General features: G+C 70.0%; 26 protein-coding genes and 1 riboswitch. Of the genes, 13 read left to right on the plus strand and 13 right to left on the minus strand.

Annotation, left to right across the window (positions count from 1 at the left end):
- Positions 1-226 precede the first annotated feature (226 nt).
- Complete coding sequence (locus VHD82_RS19775; RefSeq protein WP_325705670.1) at positions 227-1330, plus strand: hypothetical protein; 1104 nt, start codon at positions 227-229, stop codon at positions 1328-1330.
- On the opposite strand, the gene thiE is transcribed toward VHD82_RS19775, so the two are convergent.
- On the minus strand, positions 1327-1995 hold the full coding sequence (thiE, locus tag VHD82_RS19780; RefSeq protein ID WP_325705673.1) for a thiamine phosphate synthase: 669 nt from the start codon (positions 1993-1995) through the stop codon (positions 1327-1329). The two genes, VHD82_RS19775 and thiE, sit on opposite strands and share 4 nt — an antisense overlap.
- 55 nt (positions 1996-2050) lie before the next feature.
- A riboswitch (TPP riboswitch) is annotated at positions 2051-2159 on the plus strand.
- Here thiE and thiO point away from each other — a divergent pair.
- The 5 genes from thiO (at position 2154) to VHD82_RS19805 (ending at position 5819) form a co-directional block, all read left to right on the plus strand.
- Positions 2154-3251, plus strand: a complete 1098-nt coding sequence (thiO, locus tag VHD82_RS19785) for a glycine oxidase ThiO (RefSeq protein WP_325705676.1) — start codon at positions 2154-2156, stop codon at positions 3249-3251. (Overlaps the previous riboswitch by 6 nt.)
- The gene (gene thiS / locus VHD82_RS19790) at positions 3251-3451 is read left to right on the plus strand and encodes a sulfur carrier protein ThiS (RefSeq protein WP_325705679.1); all 201 of its coding nucleotides are present in this window, start codon (positions 3251-3253) and stop codon (positions 3449-3451) included. Before thiO ends, thiS begins: the two co-directional genes overlap by 1 nt.
- Positions 3452-3455: 4 nt before the next feature.
- A complete protein-coding gene (locus tag VHD82_RS19795) occupies positions 3456-4223 on the plus strand; it encodes a thiazole synthase (RefSeq protein ID WP_325705682.1) in 768 nt (255 codons plus the stop codon).
- A 124-nt stretch (positions 4224-4347) separates the two neighbouring features.
- Complete coding sequence (locus tag VHD82_RS19800; RefSeq protein WP_325705684.1) at positions 4348-4779, plus strand: MarR family winged helix-turn-helix transcriptional regulator; 432 nt, start codon at positions 4348-4350, stop codon at positions 4777-4779.
- Between the two features lie 47 nt (positions 4780-4826).
- Positions 4827-5819 carry a hypothetical protein gene (locus VHD82_RS19805; RefSeq protein WP_325705687.1) on the plus strand — a complete coding sequence of 331 codons (993 nt, stop codon included), beginning with the start codon at positions 4827-4829 and terminating at the stop codon, positions 5817-5819.
- Here VHD82_RS19805 and thiD (VHD82_RS19810) read toward each other — a convergent pair.
- The 5 genes from thiD (VHD82_RS19810) to VHD82_RS19830 all read right to left on the minus strand — a co-directional run bounded on the left by thiD (VHD82_RS19810) (position 5803) and on the right by VHD82_RS19830 (position 10955).
- Positions 5803-6639 (minus strand): bifunctional hydroxymethylpyrimidine kinase/phosphomethylpyrimidine kinase, encoded by an 837-nt coding sequence (gene thiD / locus VHD82_RS19810; protein ID WP_325705689.1) that lies wholly within the window; start codon positions 6637-6639, stop codon positions 5803-5805. The genes VHD82_RS19805 and thiD (VHD82_RS19810) overlap by 17 nt on opposite strands.
- A gap of 5 nt (positions 6640-6644) precedes the next feature.
- Positions 6645-7463 carry a bifunctional hydroxymethylpyrimidine kinase/phosphomethylpyrimidine kinase gene (gene thiD / locus VHD82_RS19815; protein WP_325705692.1) on the minus strand — a complete coding sequence of 273 codons (819 nt, stop codon included), beginning with the start codon at positions 7461-7463 and terminating at the stop codon, positions 6645-6647.
- Positions 7460-9091, minus strand: coding sequence for a phosphomethylpyrimidine synthase ThiC (thiC, locus tag VHD82_RS19820; RefSeq protein WP_325705695.1), 1632 nt, complete (start codon positions 9089-9091; stop codon positions 7460-7462). Before thiC ends, thiD (VHD82_RS19815) begins: the two co-directional genes overlap by 4 nt.
- A gap of 218 nt (positions 9092-9309) precedes the next feature.
- Positions 9310-10227, minus strand: a complete 918-nt coding sequence (locus VHD82_RS19825) for a S1C family serine protease (protein ID WP_325705698.1) — start codon at positions 10225-10227, stop codon at positions 9310-9312.
- 170 nt (positions 10228-10397) lie between these two features.
- Positions 10398-10955, minus strand: coding sequence for a peptide deformylase (locus VHD82_RS19830; RefSeq protein WP_325705701.1), 558 nt, complete (start codon positions 10953-10955; stop codon positions 10398-10400).
- 128 nt (positions 10956-11083) lie between these two features.
- Between VHD82_RS19830 and VHD82_RS19835 the strand changes: the two genes are divergently transcribed.
- Both VHD82_RS19835 and VHD82_RS19840 read left to right on the plus strand, forming a co-directional pair.
- On the plus strand, positions 11084-11392 hold the full coding sequence (locus tag VHD82_RS19835; protein ID WP_325705704.1) for a DUF3263 domain-containing protein: 309 nt from the start codon (positions 11084-11086) through the stop codon (positions 11390-11392).
- Positions 11389-12015 (plus strand): LytR C-terminal domain-containing protein, encoded by a 627-nt coding sequence (locus tag VHD82_RS19840; protein WP_325705707.1) that lies wholly within the window; start codon positions 11389-11391, stop codon positions 12013-12015. Before VHD82_RS19835 ends, VHD82_RS19840 begins: the two co-directional genes overlap by 4 nt.
- On the opposite strand, the gene VHD82_RS19845 is transcribed toward VHD82_RS19840, so the two are convergent.
- Positions 12012-14216 (minus strand): AAA family ATPase, encoded by a 2205-nt coding sequence (locus tag VHD82_RS19845; RefSeq protein ID WP_325705710.1) that lies wholly within the window; start codon positions 14214-14216, stop codon positions 12012-12014. The genes VHD82_RS19840 and VHD82_RS19845 overlap by 4 nt on opposite strands.
- 4 nt (positions 14217-14220) lie before the next feature.
- Positions 14221-14811: a TetR/AcrR family transcriptional regulator gene (locus tag VHD82_RS19850; RefSeq protein WP_325705712.1), complete on the minus strand. Its 591-nt coding sequence runs from the start codon at positions 14809-14811 to the stop codon at positions 14221-14223.
- Positions 14812-14877: 66 nt separating this feature from the next.
- Between VHD82_RS19850 and VHD82_RS19855 the strand changes: the two genes are divergently transcribed.
- Positions 14878-15804, plus strand: coding sequence for a zinc-binding dehydrogenase (locus VHD82_RS19855; protein WP_325705715.1), 927 nt, complete (start codon positions 14878-14880; stop codon positions 15802-15804).
- Here VHD82_RS19855 and VHD82_RS19860 read toward each other — a convergent pair.
- A complete protein-coding gene (locus VHD82_RS19860; RefSeq protein ID WP_325705718.1) occupies positions 15797-16411 on the minus strand; it encodes a nitroreductase family protein in 615 nt (204 codons plus the stop codon). The two genes, VHD82_RS19855 and VHD82_RS19860, sit on opposite strands and share 8 nt — an antisense overlap.
- A 51-nt stretch (positions 16412-16462) precedes the next feature.
- Between VHD82_RS19860 and VHD82_RS19865 the strand changes: the two genes are divergently transcribed.
- Positions 16463-17101, plus strand: coding sequence for a TetR/AcrR family transcriptional regulator C-terminal domain-containing protein (locus VHD82_RS19865; protein ID WP_325705721.1), 639 nt, complete (start codon positions 16463-16465; stop codon positions 17099-17101).
- Here VHD82_RS19865 and pssA read toward each other — a convergent pair.
- Together pssA and VHD82_RS19875 are read right to left on the minus strand one after the other, a co-directional pair.
- A complete protein-coding gene (pssA, locus tag VHD82_RS19870; RefSeq protein ID WP_325705724.1) occupies positions 17098-18063 on the minus strand; it encodes a CDP-diacylglycerol--serine O-phosphatidyltransferase in 966 nt (321 codons plus the stop codon). The two genes, VHD82_RS19865 and pssA, sit on opposite strands and share 4 nt — an antisense overlap.
- Before the next feature lie 2 nt (positions 18064-18065).
- Positions 18066-18785, minus strand: a complete 720-nt coding sequence (locus VHD82_RS19875) for a phosphatidylserine decarboxylase (RefSeq protein ID WP_325705727.1) — start codon at positions 18783-18785, stop codon at positions 18066-18068.
- Between the two features lie 257 nt (positions 18786-19042).
- On the opposite strand from VHD82_RS19875, the gene VHD82_RS19880 reads away from it, so the two are divergent.
- Positions 19043-19228 carry a hypothetical protein gene (locus tag VHD82_RS19880; protein ID WP_325705730.1) on the plus strand — a complete coding sequence of 62 codons (186 nt, stop codon included), beginning with the start codon at positions 19043-19045 and terminating at the stop codon, positions 19226-19228.
- A gap of 60 nt (positions 19229-19288) precedes the next feature.
- On the opposite strand, the gene VHD82_RS19885 is transcribed toward VHD82_RS19880, so the two are convergent.
- A complete protein-coding gene (locus VHD82_RS19885) occupies positions 19289-19576 on the minus strand; it encodes a GlsB/YeaQ/YmgE family stress response membrane protein (RefSeq protein WP_325705734.1) in 288 nt (95 codons plus the stop codon).
- A gap of 22 nt (positions 19577-19598) precedes the next feature.
- A complete protein-coding gene (gene glp / locus VHD82_RS19890; protein ID WP_325705737.1) occupies positions 19599-20804 on the minus strand; it encodes a gephyrin-like molybdotransferase Glp in 1206 nt (401 codons plus the stop codon).
- Positions 20805-20876: 72 nt separating this feature from the next.
- On the opposite strand from glp, the gene VHD82_RS19895 reads away from it, so the two are divergent.
- The gene (locus VHD82_RS19895; protein WP_325705740.1) at positions 20877-21491 is read left to right on the plus strand and encodes an AIM24 family protein; all 615 of its coding nucleotides are present in this window, start codon (positions 20877-20879) and stop codon (positions 21489-21491) included.
- Between the two features lie 99 nt (positions 21492-21590).
- Positions 21591-21797: a cold-shock protein gene (locus tag VHD82_RS19900; protein ID WP_325705743.1), complete on the plus strand. Its 207-nt coding sequence runs from the start codon at positions 21591-21593 to the stop codon at positions 21795-21797.
- Positions 21798-21804: the final 7 nt, after the last annotated feature.

Below are 21804 nucleotides of genomic sequence, written 5' to 3' on the forward strand. Positions count from 1 at the left end.
GGCACACTGTTCGCCATCGGTGCCAGTAACACTGTGCTCGTCCGGAAACACGTTGGGGCACAAGGAGAAGATTCCTCCGTTCGGATGAGTGGTCATTTCACCGAGAGCACACACGGTTGACCGACGAGTCCATTGTGGACGGTGCTGAGTGTTGCTGCTCACGAAACTGCTAACACCGGGAGCATTTCAATCGACTAACACGTTGAGTACCCGGAGATCACGGGCAATGGGCGAGCAGATCGGGATCATGACCGAGGAGAAGGAAAGCACCGAGAAGACCGGCCTCAAGCCGGCACAGATAGCGGCGTCGGCACTGGCAGCCGTCACGGCTGCGTTCCTTGGCTCGACGCTGGGAGTGGCGGGCACCGTCGTGGGCGCGGGCATCGCCAGCGTGGTCACGACGGTCGGCGGCGAGCTGTACCTGCGGTCGCTGCGGCGGACACGGGCCGCGGCCCGCAAGACCGCGGAAGTCCTGGCGCTGACCGACACCCGGTTGCGGCAGGAGACCCGGCTGGTCGAGCCGCCGCCGAGCACGCCGAACCCACTGATGCGGCGCTCGCCGGCGCGAAAGGGCCACCTGCCGCCCCTCGCGCGGAACGGCCAGTTGCCGCCCGCGCACGTGAACGCCGCGCAGCCGACGAGGCTGATTCCGAACGCCGGTGACGGTCAGTCGCAGAGCGGCCAGCGCACCGTGTTCATCGGGCGGCCCGGCGCGCACAACATCGCGTGGCCCCAAGGCACCCGGAACGGCGGCCCGCGGAACGGCGCCCCCGCCGCCGGGCCGAACGGCTTGCCCACTCAGCTGAACGGCGCGAGCGGTCTGCCCCCGCAGGTGAACGGCGTGAACGGCGTGCCAACGCAGGTGAACGGCGTGAACGGGCGGAACGGTGTGCCGCCGCTGGGCGGGGCGCCGACACAGGCCATGGCCGGGCCGGACACCGGGCCGGAGTCCGAGGCCAAGCGGCCGTGGTGGAAGAACCGCTGGACGCTGCTCGTCGGCACCAGCGTGATTGCGTTCCTGGTCGGGATGCTCGTCATCACCGGCTTCGAGGGCGTGACCGGGCAGGCCGTGTCCGGCGGGTCGGGCACCACGTTCGGCAAGGTCGTCGGCGGGTCCCGGGGCTCGTCCACGACGACACCCGAGACCAGCACGGTCACCCGACAGCCCGAGAGTTCGACGAAGCAGACGGGTTCGTCATCCGCCTCCACCACCAAGACACAGGCGCCCGCTCAGCAGACGGCAACAGCGGAACCCTCGGCGTCGAGCAGCGCGCAGAACACCGCTTCGGCAACGCCGACGGAGAGCGCCGCCCCGTCCAGCGGTCCCTAACCAGGGAGCCTGGAGACGATTTCCCTTGCCGCGGCCGCGGGATCCGCTGCCTGCGTGATGGCGCGAACCACCACCACGCGCGAAGCCCCCGCGGCCAGCACCTCGGGCAGCCGTTCGGTGTCGATCCCGCCGATCGCGAACCACGGCCGGGTCGTGCCGAAAGCCGCCGTGTCCCGCACCAGGTCCAGGCCCGGTGCGGGACGGCCCGGTTTCGTGGGCGTCGGCCAGCACGGGCCGGTGCAGAAGTAGTCGACGCCATCCTCGACGGCCGCGGCCTGCGCCTGCTCGGTCGAATGGGTCGAGCGGCCGATCACGGGCCGCTCCCCGATGACCCTCCGAGCGAGCGGTACGGGCAGGTCGTCCTGGCCGAGGTGCAGCACATCCGCGTCGACAGCCAGCGCCACGTCGGCCCGGTCGTTCACCGCGAGCAGGGCGCCGTGCCGGGCGCAAGCCTCGGCCAGCACCTCCAGCGCCGCCAGTTCCTGCTTCGCCTCCAGCGGTGCGCCGCTCGTCTTGTCGCGCAGCTGGATGATGTCCACCCCGCCGGCGAGCGCGGCGTCGGCGAACTCCGCGAGGTCGCCACGGTCGGCGCGCGCGTCGGTGCACAGGTACAGCCGTGCCGCGTCGAGTCGTTTCCGGATCTGGTCCCCACTGAGCCCTGGCATGGCCGCAACGGTAACCCACCCTTACGAGCGCACCGTCCGCAACGAGGTACCGTGGAGAGGTCCGCACGGGAGCCCGGGGCACGGGCTGAGAGGGAGCCAAGGCCGCTCCGACCGTGGAACCTGATCCGGATCATGCCGGCGCAGGGAGCGTGATTTCCGTGCAGAGCAACCAGATCGTCATCGTCGGCGGCGGCGTCATCGGGCTGTCCGCGGCCTGGCGGCTCGCCGCCGCCGGTCATGCCGTGCGGCTCGTCGATCGCACCCCGGGCCGTGGCGCCTCGTGGGTGGCGGGCGGCATGCTCGCCCCGGTCACCGAGGCGTGGCCGGGCGAGGAGGCTTCGCTCCACCTCGGCGAGGAGTCGTTGCGCCGCTGGCCGGCGTTCGCCGAAGCGCTCGCCGCCGAGGGTGGTGACCCGGGCCTGTCCACGGCGGGCACGGTCGTGGTCGCGTTCGATCGTGGTGACGCCGATCAGCTGGCTGTGGTCGCCGAGTATCTCGCCAAGGTCGGCCGCGCCGCCGAATGGCTCACCAGCAGGCAACTGCGCGGCGTCGAAGCCGGCCTCGGCTCGGTCCGCGGCGGGTTGCTCGTGCCCGGCGATCTCGGCGTCGACAACCGGAAACTGCTGCGTTCGCTGCAGGTGGCCGCGGCCCGGCGCGGGGTCGAGTTCGTCGAGGACAACGCGACCGCGATCGAACCAGGCCGTGTTCGCACTCCGGCCGCGGATCTTGACTGTGACGTGGTGGTCCTCGCCGCCGGCGCGCACAGTGGTGGGTTGCATCCGAAGCTCGCCGACGCGGTGCGGCCGTTGAAGGGTGAGATCCTGCGTCTCCGCGCCCGTCGCAGTAGCCTGTCGCCGCCGCAACGCACTGTCCGCGCGGTGGTCGAGGGCAGGCCGATCTACCTGGTGCCGCGTGTGGACGGCGAACTCGTTGTCGGCGCGACACAGTACGAAGCGGGCTTCGACGAGACGGTCGGCGCGCGCGGGGTACGCGAACTGCTCGAAGGCGCCGAGCGCGTGTTCCCGAGCATCGGCGAGTACGAACTCGTCGAGAGCGCGGCCGGGTTGCGTGCCGCGAGCGTGGACACGTTGCCGTTCATCGGCGAGCTCGAGCCCGGGATCTTCGCGGCGACCGGGCACCACCGCAACGGCCTGCTGATGGCACCGGTGACCGCGGACGCGATCGTCGCCTCGCTGTCCGGGGAGAAACCGCCCGCCGAGGTGGAAGCCGCACATCCGGAAAGGCTGGAGCACTAGTGGAAGTACAGGTCAACGGGGACTGGAAGGCCTTCCCCGACGGCACCACGATCGCCGGGCTGCTCGACGCGCTCGGCGCGGCGCGCCAGGGCATCGCGGTGGCGCTGGACGGCGAGGTGGTGCGGCGCGGCGACTGGGCCGAGGTGGTCGTGCCCGCGGGCGCCCGGCTGGAAATCCTGACGGCGGTACAAGGTGGGTGAGGTCATGTTCGACGGCACCGAGGATCAGCTCACGATCGGTGCGTACAAGTTCAGCTCGCGGCTGATCATCGGCACCGGCGGCGCTGGGAACCTCTCCGTGCTGGAGCGCGCACTGACCGCGTCCGGCACCGAGCTGACCACGGTCGCGATGCGCCGGGCGGACGCCGAGGGCGGCTCCGGTGTGCTGGAACTGGTGCGGCGACTGGGAATCCGGCTGCTGCCCAACACGGCCGGCTGCCGCAGCGCGGCCGAAGCGGTGCTCACCGCGCGACTGGCCCGCGAGGCGCTGGACACCGATCTGATCAAGCTGGAAGTGCACGCCGACGAACGCACGCTGCTGCCGGATCCGGTGGAAACCCTTGATGCGGCGGAACAACTGGCCGCCGACGGGTTCACCGTGCTCGCCTACACCAACGACGACCCGGTGCTGGCGCTGCGTTTGGAGGAGGCCGGTTGTGCCGCGGTGATGCCGATCGGCGCGCCGATCGGCACCGGGCTCGGCATCCGCAACCCGCACAACATCGAGCTGATCGTGTCCCGCGCAGGGGTCCCGATCGTGCTCGACGCCGGGATCGGCACGGCTTCCGACGCCACGCTGGCGATGGAACTGGGCTGTGACGCGGTGTTGCTGTCCACAGCCGTCACGCGCGCGCAGGATCCGGAAAGGATGGCGTACGCGATGCGTTCGGGCGTACTCGCCGGGCGGCTCGCGCGCGGCGCCGGCCGGGTGCCGCAACGGTTCTGGGCACAGGCGTCCAGCCCGCCGAGGTAACGATTCTGTGAGGGCGAACCGCGGGAAACGCCCGGCTATCGGTGTTCGCCGCACGACATCGTCGCGAGCACGTAAGGTTGTCCGCACCTGAATTCGGGGGAACGGCGAGCAGAAGGAGCTCGAGGTGGACGCGTCGGCAACCGAGGATGTCGCGGGGCGACTGTTTCTCGCGGTCGGAAGGCTGTCCAGGTCCCTGCGGCAGGCCGGTACCCCTGGCCCCGGGCACGGCTCGATCTCGGCGCTCGCAACGCTGGTCGCGCACGGCCCGATGAGGCTGGGCGACCTGGCGGTGAAGGAGGGCGTCGCCGCCGCGACCATGTCGCGGATAGTCGCGACGTTGGTGGAAGCAGGCTACGCGCGTCGCGAGCCGGATCCGATCGACAGGCGGGCCTGGCTGGCCACGGCGACCGAGGACGGCGAGCGGATGTTGTCCGGGGTCCGTTCCACCAGGGTGCACGAGCTGAACAAGCGCATCGACCGGCTGCCGATCGAGCTGCAGAAGGATCTGGCCGCCGGTTTGGTGTCGCTGGAAGCATTACTGGCCGACGAAGACTGAGCCGCGAGGTAATCGGGACGTAGGCGGACGTCACTAACGTTCGCGAGGTGAAGTTCCGGAAACAGAAGCCGGTCCCGTCGACGCCGTTGCCTCGTCCGGCCGCACCAGTGATCGCGCCGAAGTTCACGAAGATCGCGGCGATCGACGACTCGATCCGGGAGCTGTACTCCAAGCTGTCTGCCGAAAAGGTGCGCTCGTACGCGGCGAATCTGGCGCCGGTCTTCACCAAGGCCGGCAACGAGCCCGTCGGCGCGGTGCAGGAACTGGCCACGACGATGGTCCGGCATCTCGGGATGTCCGGCGTCCGGCTCATCGTTTCCTTCGCCGCGCTCGGTTCCGACGGCGCGCACGGGCACGCCGGTGAAGTCGAAATCGGTTCGGGTCCGGACTACTTCGTGCGGATGAGCGACAGTTACCGCCGCGATCTCACCGATGCGGCGGGGGTGCTTTCGCACGAGGCCATGCACGTGTTCCTGGCGAGAGCGAACGTCGCCTTCCCCGAGCGCGACCGCAACGAGATCCTCACCGACACGGCCGCCGTCTACCTCGGCCTCGGCTGGACGATGCTCAACGCGCACCGGCAGACCACCCGCTACGAAGGCGGCCGGCGTTTCCTGGCAACCCAAACGCTCGGATACGTCTCGCCCGCCGAACTCGGTTACATACTGGCGAAACGGGCACTCGCGTTCGACGAGAACATCGAGGCCTACCTTGGCGGCAACAATCTCGCGCTGACGGCCTACCGAGCCGGGTACTCCCGCGCACTCGACGACTACCGCCGCGCCCCGCTGGCCGCCTGCAGTGCGGCGGTGGCCAGGCAGTACGACGCCGACAAGAAGTTCGCCGTGGAACGGACTCGTGCCACCGGGATCAGCGGCCTGGTAAGGGAGTTCGACGGTGGCTACAAGTTCGAGGGCTACCAGCCGATGCACGTCGTGTTCCGGTGCCCGGCCTGTCACACCCGGCTGCGGGCGCCGATCGATCGCAAGGTGACCGTCCGGTGCCGCGTCTGCCGCTCCACGCTCAGCTGCCGGACCTGAACTCCTCCGGCGCCAGCCGCCAGAAGGTGCTCACCGGGCCGACTTTCGCGCCCATCGGGTACGAGTTGGCGACGGCGTTGCTGACGAACCACTTGCCGAACTTCGCCGCCTCGGGGACGGACATTCCCCGCGCAAGCCCGGCGGTCAGCGCGGCGGCCATCGAGTCGCCCGCGCCGTGGGTGTGCGGGGTCGCGTATCGCGGGCCGGGCAGCTCCAGGAACTCGGCCCCGTCGTAGAGCAGGTCGACGCATTCCGGGTCCTCGGTCAGGTGCCCGCTCTTGACCAGCACATATCGCGGCCCGAGCGCATACAATGCGATGGCGGCTTCGTGCATCTCGGCGCGGCCGGTCACGGTCAGGCCGGTCAGCAGCCGCACCTCGTCGAGGTTCGGGGTCAGCACCGTGGCCCGCGGCAGCAGCAGGTCGCGCAGCGCCGAGAGGCCGGCATCGTCGAACAGCGGGTGCCCGTGCATCGACGCGGCCACCGGATCGACGACGAACGGCACCGCGCGGCCCCGGCCGATGTCCGCGCGGTCGCACGCTTCGGCGACCGCCTTGATGATCTCGCCGGAAGCGAGCATTCCCGTCTTCGCCGCGTTCACGCCCATGTCGGCCGCGACCGCCTCGATCTGGCCCGCGACGATTTCCGGCGGGACGTCCGACCGGTCGTGCACGCCGAGGGTGTTCTGCACGGTCACCGCCGTGACCGCGACCAGGCCGTGCACCCCGCAGGTCAGGAACGTGCGCAGGTCGGCCTGTAGACCGGCGGCCCCGCCGGAGTCGGAACCGGCGATGGTCAGCGCACTAGGAACAACACCCATGCGCCCTATTGTCTCAGCCGCCAGAACGGGGACACCGGGCCGACGCCCGCACCGAGTGGATAGGCGTCCGCCACGGAGCGCTCGATGAACCACTTGCCCTCGGCCACCGCGTCCGGCACGCCCAGATCCATCGCCAGCGACGCGGTGATCGCCGAGGCCAGCGTGTCCCCGCCGCCGTGCGTGTGTTTCGTGTCGTAGCGGCGGCCGGGCAGCTCGATGTACTGCACCCCGTCGGAGAGCAGGTCCACGCACTCCGGATCGGTGTAGAGGTGCCCGCCCTTGACGAGCACCCATTGCGGGCCCAGCTCCAGCAGCGAATCCGCCGCGTGGCGCTGGCTCTCCCGGTCCGTCACCTCGACGCCGGTGAGCAGCCGCACCTCGTCCAGGTTCGGCGTGACGAGGGTGGCGCGGGGAAAGAGCAGGCTACGGATGGCTTCCAGCGCCTCCTCGCGGAGCAGCGGGTCACCCGTCATCGAGGCCGCGACCGGGTCCACTACGAACGGGGTCTCCGCCGAGCGGCCGATCCGGACCTCATCCAGGGTGACGGCCACCGCCTCGATGATCTCCGCGGTGGCCAGCATCCCGGTTTTCGCCGCGTCCACGCCCATGTCCCGCGCGACGGCCTTGATCTGCGCCGCCACCACGTCCGGCGGGATCTCGGTGAACCCTTGCACGCCAAGGGAGTTCTGCACGGTGACCGCCGTGATCGCGGTCATCCCGTGCACCCCGCAGGCGAAGAACGTGCGCAGGTCCGCCTGGATGCCCGCGCCACCACCGGAATCGCTGCCGGCGATGGTCAGTGCCGTTTTCGGGGTCGCCGTCATCGCTCCACTACCGGTAGATAGACCTGGTTGCCCTGTTCGCCGAACTCGGCCGACTTCTCCCGCATCCCGGCCTCGATCGCGTCCACAGTGGACAGACCGTGTTCCTCGGCGTACTTGCGCACGTCCTGGGTGATCCGCATGGAGCAGAACTTCGGCCCGCACATGGAGCAGAAATGCGCGGTCTTGGCCGGTTCGGCAGGGAGCGTCTCGTCGTGGAAGGAACGCGCGGTGTCCGGGTCGAGGGAGAGGTTGAACTGGTCCTCCCAGCGGAACTCGAAGCGCGCCTTGGACAGTTCGTCGTCCCAGTCCTGGGCGTACTGGTGGCCCTTGGCGAGGTCGGCGCTGTGCGCGGCGATCTTGTACGTGATCACGCCCGTCTTCACATCGTCCCGGTTCGGCAGGCCGAGGTGTTCCTTCGGGGTGACGTAACACAGCATCGCCGTGCCGTACCAGCCGATCTGCGCCGCGCCGATGGCCGAGGTGATGTGGTCGTACGCCGGGGCGATGTCCGTCGCAAGTGGACCTAGGGTGTAGAACGGCGCCTCGCCGCAGAGCTTTTCCTCCAGCTCCACGTTCTCCTTGATCTTGTGCATCGGCACGTGGCCCGGGCCCTCGATCATCACCTGCACGTCGTGCGCCCTGGCGATGTGGGTCAGCTCGCCGAGCGTCTCCAGCTCGGCGAACTGCGCGCGGTCGTTGGCGTCGGCGATCGAACCGGGGCGCAGCCCGTCGCCGAGGGAGAACGTGACGTCGTAGGCGTGCAGGATCTCGCAGAGTTCCTCGAAATGCGTGTACAGGAAGGATTCCTGGTGGTGCGCGAGGCACCACGCGGCCATGATCGAACCGCCGCGGGAGACGATCCCGGTGACCCGCTTCGCCGTCAGTGGCACGTACCGCAGCAGCACCCCGGCGTGCACCGTCATGTAGTCCACGCCCTGCTCGCACTGCTCGATGACGGTGTCCCGGTACACCTCCCAGGACAGTTTTTCCGGGTCCCCGTCGACCTTTTCCAGCGCCTGGTACATCGGCACGGTGCCGACCGGGACCGGCGAGTTGCGCAGGATCCATTCGCGCGTCTCGTGGATCCGCTTGCCGGTGGACAGATCCATGATCGTGTCGGCGCCCCAGCGGGTCGCCCACACCATCTTGTCCACCTCCTCCTCCACCGAGGACCAGACGGCCGAGTTACCCATGTTCGCGTTGACCTTCACCAGGAAGTTCTTCCCGATGATCACGGGCTCGCTCTCGGGATGCCTGCGGTTGACCGGGATCACCGCGCGGCCGGCGGCCACCTCGGCGCGCACGAACTCGGGGCTCACCCGCTCGCGGGTGGCCACGAACTCCATCTCGCGGGTGATCACCCCGGCTTTTGCCCAGCCCAGCTGGGTGTTGTGCTCCGTCGACCAGCCGCTGCGCAACGGCTTGAGTCCACTGTGGACATCGATCACGGCGTCCGGATCGGTGTACGGGCCGGAGGTGTCGTAGACGTCGAAATGGTCCCCGTTGGACAGTTCGATCCGCCGGGCCGGCACCTGGAGGCCGGATTCGGTTGCGTGGTAGACCTTGCGTGATCCGGTGATGGGGCCGGTGGTCACCCGGACGTCGGCGTTGTTCTCCAGCGTCGTCAAAAAGATCACTCCCTACGCCGGCATTACCCGGTCAGGTTCGGCGGTCGGTGACACCCGGGTCCGGATCGGACACCAGTCACCCTCTCAGCCCGCCAAGGCGCGAGCTCCCGCGTTGTTTGTCCTTCCGACCATGCCACGCCTGGCCGCGCAGAACAAGTGCGGCCCGTCACCCGCTTTCGCCCCAGTCCGGGTGATCTCGTCTTGCGCACCAAGGAGTTCTAGCTCGGCAGCTCCGTCGGGGTGGCGATCACGTCGACCATCGCGCCGTTGCGCAGCACGGTCACCGGCAACCGGGTGCCGATCACTTCGGCGAAGAGTTCCCGCTGGATGTCCTGTGCGTCCGACACCCGCGCGCGGCCCACGCTCAGCACCAGATCACCGGCATGCAACCCGGCGCGCGCGGCCGGGCCGCTGGGCACAACCTCGACCACGCGCAGCCCCGCGCGCTGCCCGGTGTGCTCGGCCACCTCGTCGGGCAGCGGCGCAGGTTTACCGACCACCCCGAGGTACGCGCGCCGCACCTTGCCCTCCACGAGCAGCGTGTCGATGATCCGCCGGGTGGTGGAGTTGATCGGCACGGCCATGCCAAGCCCGATCCCCGCGACCGCCGTGTTCACCCCGACCACGTGGCCGCTGGAGTCGGCGAGCGCGCCGCCGGAGTTGCCCGGGTTCAGCGCCGCGTCGGTTTGGATCACGTTTTCGATCACCCGCCCCGCGCTGCGGGTCTGCACCGGCAGCGACCGGCCGAGTGCGCTGACCACGCCGGCGGTGACCGAACCCGCCAGCCCCAGCGGACTGCCGACCGCCACCACGAGCTGCCCGACGACGAGCTTGTCCGCATCGCCGAACCGGACCGGGGCGGGCGCCTCCCCGCGCACCCGGACCACCGCGAGATCCGACAGCGGGTCCGCGCCGATCACCCGGAATGGGACTTCGGTGCCGTCGGAGAACGTGGCTGTGCCACTGCGTTCGCGACCGACGACGTGCGCGTTGGTGATGAGGTAACCGTCGTCGGCGAAGACCACCCCGGAGCCGCCGCCACGGCCGAGGCCGAGACTCGCCACGTGCGGGGTCACCTCGGCGGCGACGGAGCTGACCGTGCGGGAGTAGGCGTCGAGAGCGTCCGAATCCGGCATCACGACCACCCACTTGATTACACCGTTACAGGTGCTACCAGTGTGCGCCCGATTTACTCAGGTCCGCCGCCCCTTTCACCGTGGGCGAACTCGGTGTCCGGCGGGACACCCGCACCCGGCCGGTCCTCCTGGGCGATCGCTTCCTTCGTCGCGCCCGCGCCGTGTGGTCCTCAGCTCTCCCGCGGCGGCAGCCAGGAAAGCCCCGGAACGCCCCACTTGTTGCGCTTGAGCATCCGCTTCGCTTCCCGCGCGTGCCGTCCGACCAGCCTGTCCAGGTAGATGTAGCCGTCGAGGTGGTCGGTCTCGTGCTGCAGGCAGCGGGCGAAGTAGCCGGTGCCCTCGACCTCGATCGGATTGCCCTCGACGTCGTACCCGGTGACCTTGGCCCAGCTCGCGCGCCCCGTGGGGAACGACTCGCCGGGCGCGGACAGGCAGCCCTCCCAGTCGTCGTCCGGGTCCGGCATGGTCTCCGGAACGGGCGAGGTCTCCAGCTTCGGGTTGACCACGATGCCCTTGTGCTGCGCGCCCTCGTCGTCGTGGCAGTCGTAGACGAACAGGCGGAGGTCCACGCCGATCTGGTTGGCCGCGAGGCCCACTCCCTCGGCGGCGTACATTGTCTCGAACATGTCGTCGGTGAGGGTGCGCAGTTCCTCGTCGAAGCGGTCGACTTCGCGGGTCGGGTTGTGCAGCACCGGGTCGCCGGCGATACGAATCGGGTGGATCGTCACAACCTGCGATCGTACCCATTGTTGCACCGTGACGCGCCGGGCCGTGATCCCACCCCGATGCATGGCCAGCGTGGTTCAATGGCGCCGCGGAATGACAACCGTGTGTTTCGCCGAAGTTGAGGAGTCACATGGACGCCGCGGAGTCGATGGCTGACGGGCAGCCATCCCCGCCCGAGCCGGCCTCCGGCCTGTCCGAACGCGAGCGAGCGATCCTGGCGTTCGAGCGCCAGTGGTGGCGCTATGCCGGCGCGAAGGAACAGGCGATCCGCGAGCAGTTCGAACTCTCCCCGACGCGGTACTACCAGCTGCTCAACCAGTTGCTCGAGAAGCCGGAGGCGCTGGCCGCCGATCCGATGCTCGTCAAGCGCCTGCGCAAGCTCCGTACCGCAAGGCAGCGCAAACGGGTGGCTCGTCGGCTGGGGATCGAGGCGCGATGAACTTCTTCCAGAGTCTGTCCCGGCCGATGCGGCTGGCCGGGGTCGCATTGCTCGGCATCGCCGTGATCGCGGGCGTGATCGGCGTGGTGACGGCGCTCAGCGGGGGCGAATCGAGCCAGACGGCGGCGCCTTCGCCGACGGCTTCGGCCTCGGGCACCAGCCAGGCGCCGGGCACGTCGGCGTCCAGCCCGACCACGACGACGCCCCCGCCCGCCAGCAGCGCCCCCGCCACGACGGGCGCGCCGCCGGCTTCGCCCGGGCCGCAGGGCGGCGCGCCGACGGCGCCGAACGGTGGCGTCCCGGCCGACCAGGCCGCGGCGAAGTGGGTGCCGGTGCGCGTCTACAACAACAGCACCATCACCGGCCTCGCGGCGCGCGCGGCACAGGACTTCCGCGGCGACGGCTGGAACGTCGCCGAGACGGCGAACTACCCGTACGGCATCATCCCGACCACGACGGCCTACTACACCCCGGGCACCGACGAAGAGACCGCGGCGAAGGCGCTGGCCGCGGACTTCGGGATGAAGGCCGAGCCGCGGTTCGAGGGCATCCAGAACTCGAGCGCCGGTGTCATCGTGATCGTCACCAACGACTACCGCGGCCTGCAGTCCAAGGGTTCCTAACGCCCCTTGGCGTAGGCCTCCAGTTCGGCGAGCTGCTCCGGATCCAATGAGGGGCGCACCTTTTCCCGCGCGGCCGTGAGGTGCGCGGCAGTGACCTCGGTGGCATCCAGTGACTCGCGCATCGCGGTCAGCGCCGCCTCCCTGATCAGCGCCGCGCAGTCGGCCGCCGAGTAACCGTCCAGAGTGGACGCATACTCGGCAAGGTCCACATCGGACGCCAGCGGCGTGTTCTTCGCCGTGGCGCGCAGGATTTCGGTGCGGGCATCGGAATCGGGCGGCGGCACGTAGACCAGCCGCTCCAGCCGGCCGGGGCGCAGCAGCGCGGGGTCGACCAGTTCGGGCCGGTTCGTGGCACCGAGTACGACCACCTCGCGCATCGGCTCCACCCCGTCCAGTTCGGTGAGCAGGGCGGCCACCACGCGGTCTGCGACGCCGGAGTCCGACGACTGCCCGCGGCGCGGCGCGAGCGCGTCGATCTCGTCGAGGAACACCAGCGACGGCGCGGCCTCGGCGGCTCGGCGGAACAGTTCGCGCACCGCGCGTTCGGATTCGCCGACCCACTTGTCCAGCAGTTCGGCGCCCTTGACCGCGAACACGTTCAGCGCGCCGGTGCCGGCGAGCGCCCGTACCAGGAATGTCTTCCCACCACCGGGCGGACCGTAGAGCAGCACCCCGCGCGGCGGCGCGACGCCGAGCCGGGCGAAGGAGTCCGGGTAGCGCAGCGGCCACAGCACCGCTTCGGTGAGGGACTGCTTCACCTCGCTCATGTCGCCGACGTCGTCGAGGCTCAGCCCGCCGGTGGCCAGAGTGTCCGAAGTGGACATGGAGATCGGGCGCACGGTTGCCAGCGCGTCCAGCAGATCCTGTTGGGAGATCCGCGGTTCCTCGGCTTCGCGTTGACGCAGGGCGGCGCGAAGGGCCGCATCCCGGCGCAGCGCGATCAGGTCCGCAGCAACGAATCCTGGCGTACGTGCGGCGAGCGCTCCACAGTCCACACCGGACTCGACCGGTACGTCGCGGAGCAGCATCCGCAGCAGCTCGGTGCGGATCTTGTCGTCCGGCAGTGGGACCGACAGCTCGCGCTCCAGCAGTTCGACGCCGCGCAACCGCGGGTCGCAGGCTTCGGGGTGCGCGGTCGTGGCGACCACGGCGAAACCCTGCTGGCCGAGTGCGTTTCGCAGCTCCTCCAACAGAATCGTGGCGACCGGCGGCCGCTGCGTGGCGGGCAGGAGCGCGTCGATGTCCGTGATCAGCAGGACGGTGGGCGTGTCCGCGGCCGCCTTGGCCATGGTCTCGCGCAGCACGCTCGCGGCCGCGTTCGGTTCCAGCACCGCGATGTTCGGCGCCGCGAGGCTGAGCACCCGGATGTCCTCCGCCGCCGCGACCGAACGGACCAGGGTGGACTTGCCGACGCCCTCGGGGCCGGACAGCAGCACGCCGAGCCGGGCCGTGGTGCCCAGCCTGGCCAGCAGCTCGGGCCGCTGGAAGGCCAGATCGAACCATTCCGCCAGCGTCCTGGCCTGCGTCTGCGCGCCGACCAGGTCGGTCACCGGCACCGGCTCGCCCTCGTCCTCCTCGGGCGGCGCGATCGTGACGGGGGCGGGCGCCGGGGCGGCTTGTTGCTGGGCCTGCGTGACGCTGTCGCGCCAACTGACCACAGTGGACTGACCGACGGCGACCGCGCCGGGCGGCTCGGTGGCGGTGACGGTCAGCAGCTCCGTGGTCCAGGTGGAGCCGATCGCGCGGGAGAGCTGGCCGCGCACGGTGGCGGCGTCCGAACCCGTCGTCGGCGCAAGGTCTTGCGGCAGCAGGGAAACCGCGTCGCCGATCGTGAGCACCTTGCCCACCAGCGCGAGCCGCAGCGTGTGCGGGGTGACCGAACTGCTCGCCAGCCGTGAGCCGGCGACTGTCACCGTGCGAGCCGCCGAAACCGAGGCGCGCGAGACCACGACCTCCGCGCCTTCGGTGACGCCGAGGTTGGACATCGTCACGTCGTCGGCGAGCACGATGCCGGGAGCGTTCCCCCCGTCCGCCGGTGCGGCCAGCGCGGCGCTCACACGGGCGCCGGTGAGGTGCACGGCGTCCCACGCCCGCAGGCCGAGCGCGTCGAGCACCTCAGGGTGCAGGCGGACGATGCCGCGCCTGCTGTCCAGCGCCGACGGGGTGTGCCGGAGGGTAAGCGTGATCTGGGGTGAGCTCACTCTGTCACCTTAGAGACAGACTCCGCGGAATGGCGGCGAACGCCCGCTCGATCTGCGCGGGCAGTTCCGCGGGGTCGCCGGACTCCTGCCACGCGGCGATCGCGACCCGCCAGGAGGCGACCACGACCTCGATCAGCAGCCGCAGTTCCATCTCGTCGCCCCGGCCGATCCGCCGCACCAGCTCACGCTGGACGTCCGAGCAGTAGCGCAACGTGTGGCCCTCCAGCGACGGCGAGGACTGGACGAGCTCCAGCGTCGGCCGGAACTGGCGGAACCAGTAGTCGTCCATCCGGCTCACCGCTTCGAGCAACACCTCGCGCAACGCGTCGAACAGCGGCGCGGCCAGCTCGCCCTCGCCGACTATTTCCAGGAAGGTGTCCCAGAACTGCCGGACCGCGGTCAGCGCAACGTCCTCTTTGGACGGGAAGTTGCGGAAGAACGTGCGCTTGGAGACGTCCACGGCGTCCACCAGCGCATCGAGCGTGGTCGCTTCGAAGCCGTGCTCGGTGAACATCGCGACGGCCGTCTCGGCGAGCGCCTGACGGGTGCGCAACTTCTTGCGCTCTCGCAGCGGGAGTGGCTCTGTCGCGGTCATCGCAACGAGTGTAGCTTGTGCTTCGAGATGGCAAATGCCACTAAGTGGCACTTTCTGGAGGAACCTATGCGAGCACTGGTCGTCGACCACGCCGCCGAGTCCCACCTGGCCCTCGCCGAGGTGCCCGAACCGGTACCCGCGCCGAACGAGGCGCTGGTCCGGGTGCGGGCGATCTCGTTCAACTACGGCGAAATCGGCGCGAGCACGGACCCGGGGGTGCCCGACGGAACGTTGCTGGGCTGGGACGCGGCCGGGGTCGTGGAACGTGCGGCGGCGGACGGTTCCGGGCCCGCCGCAGGCACGCCGGTGGTCACGCTCAACGGCGCCGGGGCGTGGGCGGAACGCCGCGCGGTGCCGACGAGCCTGCTGGGCGCGGTACCCGAAGGCGCCGACTCCGGCGCGATCAGCGCGATTCCGGTCGCCGGGCTGAGCGCGCTGTATGCCTTGCGCCGCTTGGGTTCCATCCTCGGCAGGCGGGTGCTGATCACCGGCGCCTCGGGCGGGGTCGGGCGCTTCGCGGTGCAGCTCGGGGTGCGCGCCGGAGCAGAGGTCGTGGCGTCGGCCAGGCAGCAGGACGGCCTGCGGGAGCTGGGCGCCACCGACGTCGTCGAGAATCCGGCCGAGGTGACCCGGCCGGTGTTCGGGATCCTGGACAACGTCGGCGGCGCGCACCTCGTCGCCGGTTTCCAGGCGCTGGAAGCGGGCGGAAAACTCGTCAGCATCGGGCACACCGCGCACGCGGAAGCCGTGTTCGAGCTGGGTGCGTTCCGTGCCGACGCCGGGCGGCACGAGCGCTCCATCGAGACCTTCTACCTGTTCGCCGACCCGGCGAAGGACTTCTCCGCCGACCTGTCCTGGCTGGCCGGAGAGGTCGCCGCCGGCCGGGTCGACCCGCAGATCAGCTGGCGGGGCGACTGGTCCCGGCACGCCGAGGCGTCCGCGGCCCTGCTCGGCAGGCGGCTGCACGGCAAGGCGGTACTGGAGGTCAGTTGAGAGTGCCCCAATGGTCGAAGTAAGTGACTTCTTCGACCGGCCGCCGCGCGGCAGGGCGGAAGTCCTGCTGTGTGGTGTAAGCCACGGGCAGCACGGCGATCTGCGTGAAGTCCGCCGGAATGCCGAGCAGTTCGCCGACCTCACGCTCGTGGCCGTAGAGGTGGTAGCCGGAGATCGTGCTGCCGAGGCCGCGGGAGCGCAGCGCCAGCTGGAAGCTCCAGATCGCGGGGTACGCCGAGCCGTAGAAACTGGTCAGCGTCACGTTGTCGCCCTCGGGTTTTCCTTGCAGGCAGGCGAAAACCAGCGCGGGCACCCGGTCGAAGACATCGAGCAGGCGAGTGGCCGACGCCAGCGCCTTTTCCGTGACGAGGTGCCCGTACTCGGCCTGCATGGCTCGGCCGACCGCACGGGTCGGCTCGGCGATCTTCGCCTTGAGACCGGGATCGGTGACCACGACCCAGCGCAGGTTGCCCAGCTGGCTGCCGGCCATCGGCGCCTGCATGGCCAGGCGCAGGCAGTCGAGCAGCACCTCCCGTTCCACCGGCCGGTCGAGATCCAGTTTCCGGCGGACGGAACGGGTGGTCGTGAGGGCGGTGTCGATGTCCACGTGCGGCTTCCTCTCGCTTACTTACACCGTAAGTACTTACACTGTAAGGCAATGAGCCGCGAAACGCTATCCCGGGAGAAGGTGCTCGACGCCGCCCTGCGCCTTGCCGACCAGAACGGCCTCGGCGGACTGTCCATGCGCAAGCTCGCCACCGAACTCGGGGTGGAGGCGATGTCGCTGTACAACCACGTGCGGAACAAGCGCGATCTGCTCGACGGCATCGCGGCCAGGGTGCTCGAAAGCATTCCGCTGCCGGACGCGAAGTTGTCGTGGGAGAACCGCCTGCGGGAGTTGGCATACACCACGTTCGCGGCGTTCAACGCGCATCCCGCGGTGGCGCAGGCGCTCGCCGCGGGCGAGGTGAAACCGTTGTCACGCGGCGCTTTGCGACTGATCGACGCGATGGTCGGCGCGTTCCTGGACGCGGGACTGACCGAACCGCACGCCGTGCGCGGCTATCGCTCGATGCTGGGCATGGTGTTCGGCGCGGTGCTGGTGGGCTCCTCGGCGCCGGGCGGCCAGCCCGCCGCGAAGCCCGTCGAATGGTTCCAGCGCAACGTTTCCGCGAAGGACCTGCCGCATCTGCACCGCGTGCTGCCGGATCTCGTCGAGGTCGACTGCGCGCAGGACTTCGAGTTCCAGCTGGAGCTGTTCCTCAACGGGCTGGCGAACAGCGGGACCTGCTCCTAGTGCTCCCCGCGCTGGCGCAGGCCGATGCGGCGCCAGCTGCGCCGACGGTTCCGGTCCTGACCGTCCGGCGGGAAAGTACGCACGCCGCGCACGACGTGACTGTTGGTTCCTGGCCGGGGCAGCCGCGCGCCGAGCCTGCCGGCGCCGGCCAGCGTGGGACGGCGCAGCCGCAACCGGCGCGTACTGCGCGAGCGACGGATGGCGCGGCGCTCCCGCAGCGGCACGTTCCACGCCTCGGGGTGGTTCGCCAGCCAGTGGTAGCGGCGCACGGCATACGGGATGTGCACGAGGTAGATCAGCAGCGCCGCGGCGAGCGCGATCAGCGGGTACTGGATGATCGCGGCGGCGAGCAGCCCGACACCGACCAGCAGCGGGGCGATCGCCTTCGCCGGGGCCCGGACCGTCTTCAGCGACAGCGTCGGGATCCGGCTGATCAGCAGCATCGAAGTGCCGACCGTCCAGATCCACACCAGCGGCCGCGAGGCCCACCAGCCGTCGCCGAACTCCAGGGTCAGGATCAGCGGCAGCAACGCCAGCAGGCCACCGGCCGGCGCCGGCACGCCGACGAAGAACTCGTTGGCGTAGGGCGGTTTTTCCACCTCGAGCAGGGTGTTGAACCGGGCCAGCCGCAGCACCATGCACACCGCGAACACCAGTGCGCAGATCCAGCCGATGCCCTGGGTGTCGGTGTGCCAGATGTAGAGCACGAGCGCGGGCGCGACACCGAAGGAAATCGCGTCGGACAGCGAATCCAGCTCCGCGCCCATCTTCGAGGTGGCGTCGAGCAGGCGCGCGATGCGGCCGTCGAGGCTGTCCAGCACGGCCGCGACCCCGATCGCCCCGATGGCGAGCACGTAGTTGTGGTTCAGCGCGAACTGCACCGAGGACAGCCCGGCGCACAACGCGAGCACCGTGATCGCGTTCGGCAGCAGCCGGACGCCCGGGGTCACCACGCGGACCATGCCTAGTCCTTCCCCTGGGGGAGCTCGGCGAGCGGGGTTTCGCCGCCGATCGTGCGCTGGCCGAGGCTGACCAGCACCCGGCTGCCCGCGGGCAGGTAGAGGTCAACGCGTGAGCCGAAGCGGATCAGGCCGTAGGTCTGACCGGCGGTGATCTTGTCGCCTTCGGCGACCTGGCACAAGATGCGCCGCGCCACCAGTCCCGCTATCTGGACGACCACCAGCTCGTGCCCGTCCACGGTGCGCAGCAGCATCGAGTTGCGCTCGTTGTCGTCGCTGGCCTTGTCGAGGTCCGCGGACAGGAACTTGCCCGGCCGGTAGGCGATCCGTTCGACGAGTGCGCTCGCCGGCGCGCGCTGGACGTGCACGTCGAAGACCGACAGGAAGACGCTGACCCGCATCCGCTTCTCGGCTGGCAGCCCGAGCTCCGGCGGCGGCGTGGCCTCCTCGATCAGCGAAACGAGCCCGTCCGCCGCGGCGAGTGCCAGGCCGGAACGCTCCGGCGGCACCCGCTTCGGCTCGCGGAAGAACGCGGCGGTCGCCAGCGTCGCCAGGCCGGCGAGCGTGCCCAGCGGCTTGGACAGCCGCCGCAGCAGCAGCGTCGCCGCCACCCCGCCGGCCACGAACGGGCGGCCTGCCGGGTGCATCGGGGGGAGGGTCTCGCGGGCGAGTCGCACGGCGTGGGCGACGGGATTGTTCGCCTGCTCAGGCAGGTTGGGGCTCATCTGCTTCCCATGGGTTGGCTCAAAGGTAACCGGTTGGTATCGACCAGGCGGGCACGAGCTTGGCATTCCACCGACCCGGGTATCCACGCTACCGCCAGGTCCCCACCGGCCCGGTGCTGCGTCCCCGCAGACGGCTCCCCACCTCGCGTTCCGGCCGCGGATGTGCACCCAACTGGGTGAACCCGCGCGGGGAGGGGATGTTAACGCACCGTTGCATCCGGCGATGCAGAACGTAGTAATGGCAGAGAGGAACCGTCATGGTGATCCCGGACTACGCGCTCGGCGGGCGTCTTGGCCGGATGCTCGAAGCCTGGCGGAAGGACATCGGCAGCGTGCCGATCCCGGAGGTGGTCGACCTCGCCACCGCCCTGGCCATCGTGCGGGCGGGGCGGCGGCGGACTGACGCCTCCCCCGACGAGGCGCCGATCCGGCTGCGCGACTGAGCACCAGCCGGAAAAGCTTAGCCTCGGTCACGCATTTTGTGACCTTTTGTGGAGAACTTGTTACAAACGGTCACGCGGATTGCGCCGGACCAGCCCCACGACGAGGCGCATGATCCCCAGCAACACGATCGCGCCCAGCACGGCGACCCCGAAACTCGGGAAGTCGAAGCCGAAGTCCTTCTCGTGCCCGGTGGTGAGCCGGTAGATCAGCCCGCCGAGCGCCGCGCCGACCACGCCCACCAGCACGCTGACCAGGCAGCCCTGCCGCCGCCGGTCCCGCCCGCCGATGACCAGGTTGGCTGCCCACCCCGCCAGCGCGCCGAACACGATCCACGAGAAGAAGCCCATGGCCACACCCTAATGGCAGCGCTCAGAACAGCAGGACGTCCACTTCGCTGCCTTCGGCGGCCTCGGTCACGTCCTCCGGCAACACGATCAGGCAGTTGGCCTGGGTGAAAGCGGCGAGCAGATGCGAGCCGGGGCCACCGCGCGGGCCGACCTCGCCGGTCACCTCGCCCTCCAGCTGCCAGTAGTACCCGCGCCGGAACTGCCGCCGCCCGGCCGGGGACTTCAGCCGCTCGGTCAGCCGCGCGCGCACGCGGTGCCTGCTGACCGCCGTGTGCCCGAGCGCGGACAGGATCGCGGGTCGTAAGAAGACCTCGAAGGACACCAGCACGCTCACCGGGTTCCCGGGCAGCGTCACCACTGGAACCCCTTGCCAGCGCCCGTTTCCCTGCGGCCCGCCCGGCTGCATCGCGACCTTGCTGAACGTGACACCGGCGCCGGTCAGTGCATCCTTGACCACCTCGTACGCCCCGGCGCTGACGCCACCGGACGTGACCACGAGATCGGTGCCGGACAGCTTCGGTTCGAGGATGCGGCGGAACTCGTCGACGTCGTCGACCACACTGCGCACGATCTCCACTTCGCAGCCCAGCGCCCGGATCCCGGCTTCGAGCATGATGCTGTTCGACTCGTAGATCTGCCCGAAGCGCAGCTCCGCAGGCGGGACGACGAGCTCGGAACCCGTCGACACCACCAGCACCCGCAGCGGCGCCCACACCGTCAGCCGGTCCAGTCCGACCGCCGACGCGAGCCCGAGCTGGGGTGGGCCGAGCACCGTGCCCGCGCTCAGCGCGACCGTGCCCTTGGCAACGTCCTCCCCGGCGTGCCGGACGTGCGCGTCGACCGTCGCGGCCTCGCGGATCAGCACATTTTCGGTGCCGCCGTCGGTGTGTTCGACCATCACGACGGCGTCGGCACCGGGCGGCATCGGGGCGCCGGTCATGATCCGGTGCGCGGTGCCCGTGGCCAGCTCGGGCGGATCCGTGCGCCCGGCCGGGATGTCCGCGGTGACCGGCAGCTCGACCGGGTGGTCCGCGCTCGCTCCCGCGACGTCGGCCGCGCGGACGGCGTAACCGTCCATCGCGGAGTTGTCGAACGGCGGCAGGGAGACCCCGGCCAGCACGTCCTCGGCCAGTACCAGGCCGGCGCATTCGCCGAGCGGTCTGCGCACCGGGTCTCGCCTGCCCAGCAGTTCGGTCACGCTGGCGCGGTAGTCGTCGACGGAAATCACGTGCACCATCCTCCCCCGGGGGATCGTCCGTGCAACACTCTCCCCGTTTCGATCAGTTGAGGGGGAGGCGGAGTGCAGGTCCACACGCGCCACACGCCCGTGTTCGGCGTCGCGCGGGTCAGTCTCGCGTCCGGCGAGGCGGTACAGGCCGTGGGCGACACGATGATCGCCAGCAGCTTCGGGATCACCGAGGTGCAGCAGTCCCGTGGTGGCATGCGCGCGGGCGGCAAGGGCGCGCCGTCGGTGTTCACCGCGCCCGCCGAAGGCGGCTGGGTGGACCTCGCGCCGCCGGGCGCGGGCGACGTGTACCCGCTGGAGCTGGACGGGCGCACCGGCTGGAACGTGGCCAAGCTCGCCTTCCTTGCCCGGCCGTCCACGGTCCGGGTGGACCCGGGCTGGCAGCCGCTGCAGGCACTGTTCGGCGGGGACAACGGTTTCCTCGAGCATTACAGCGGAACCGGCCCGCTGGTGCTGGCGTGCGCCGGCCCGGTGGACGCGTTCAACATCGAGGCGGGGGAGCTGATCACCGTGCGCCCGGGCTTCCTGCTCGCCTACCCCGACACCGTGCAGTGCCGGCTGCGTGCGATGGATCCGTCCGGTCCTCAATCGATCCGGACGGGCGAAGGACTGGCGCTCGACTTCGCCGGTCCCGGGACGGTTTTGGTGCAAGCTCGTAAATCTCGGTAATCAACCATTGCCCAGGGCCGTAATTCCGGTAGCGTGATCGCATCTCGGGCGCCGGTTCAACCGGTCTCCCGGTGGTTCTTTCGCCGCAAGGAGGACGCCGTGGCAGTCGGCACGGTCAAATGGTTCAATTCCGAAAAAGGCTATGGGTTCATCGCGTCACCCGAAGGCCCTGACGTTTTCGTACATTATTCGGCCATTCAGTCTGATGGATTCCGCACCTTGGACGAAGGGGACAAGGTGGAGTTCGAGATCCAGGCCGGCCGCGACGGGCGAAGCCAGGCGGCGGACGTCCGCAAGCTCGCCTGAACGCTGC

Source organism: Amycolatopsis sp. (assembly GCF_035546795.1).
Taxonomy (GTDB): Bacteria; Actinomycetota; Actinomycetes; order Mycobacteriales; family Pseudonocardiaceae; genus Amycolatopsis_E.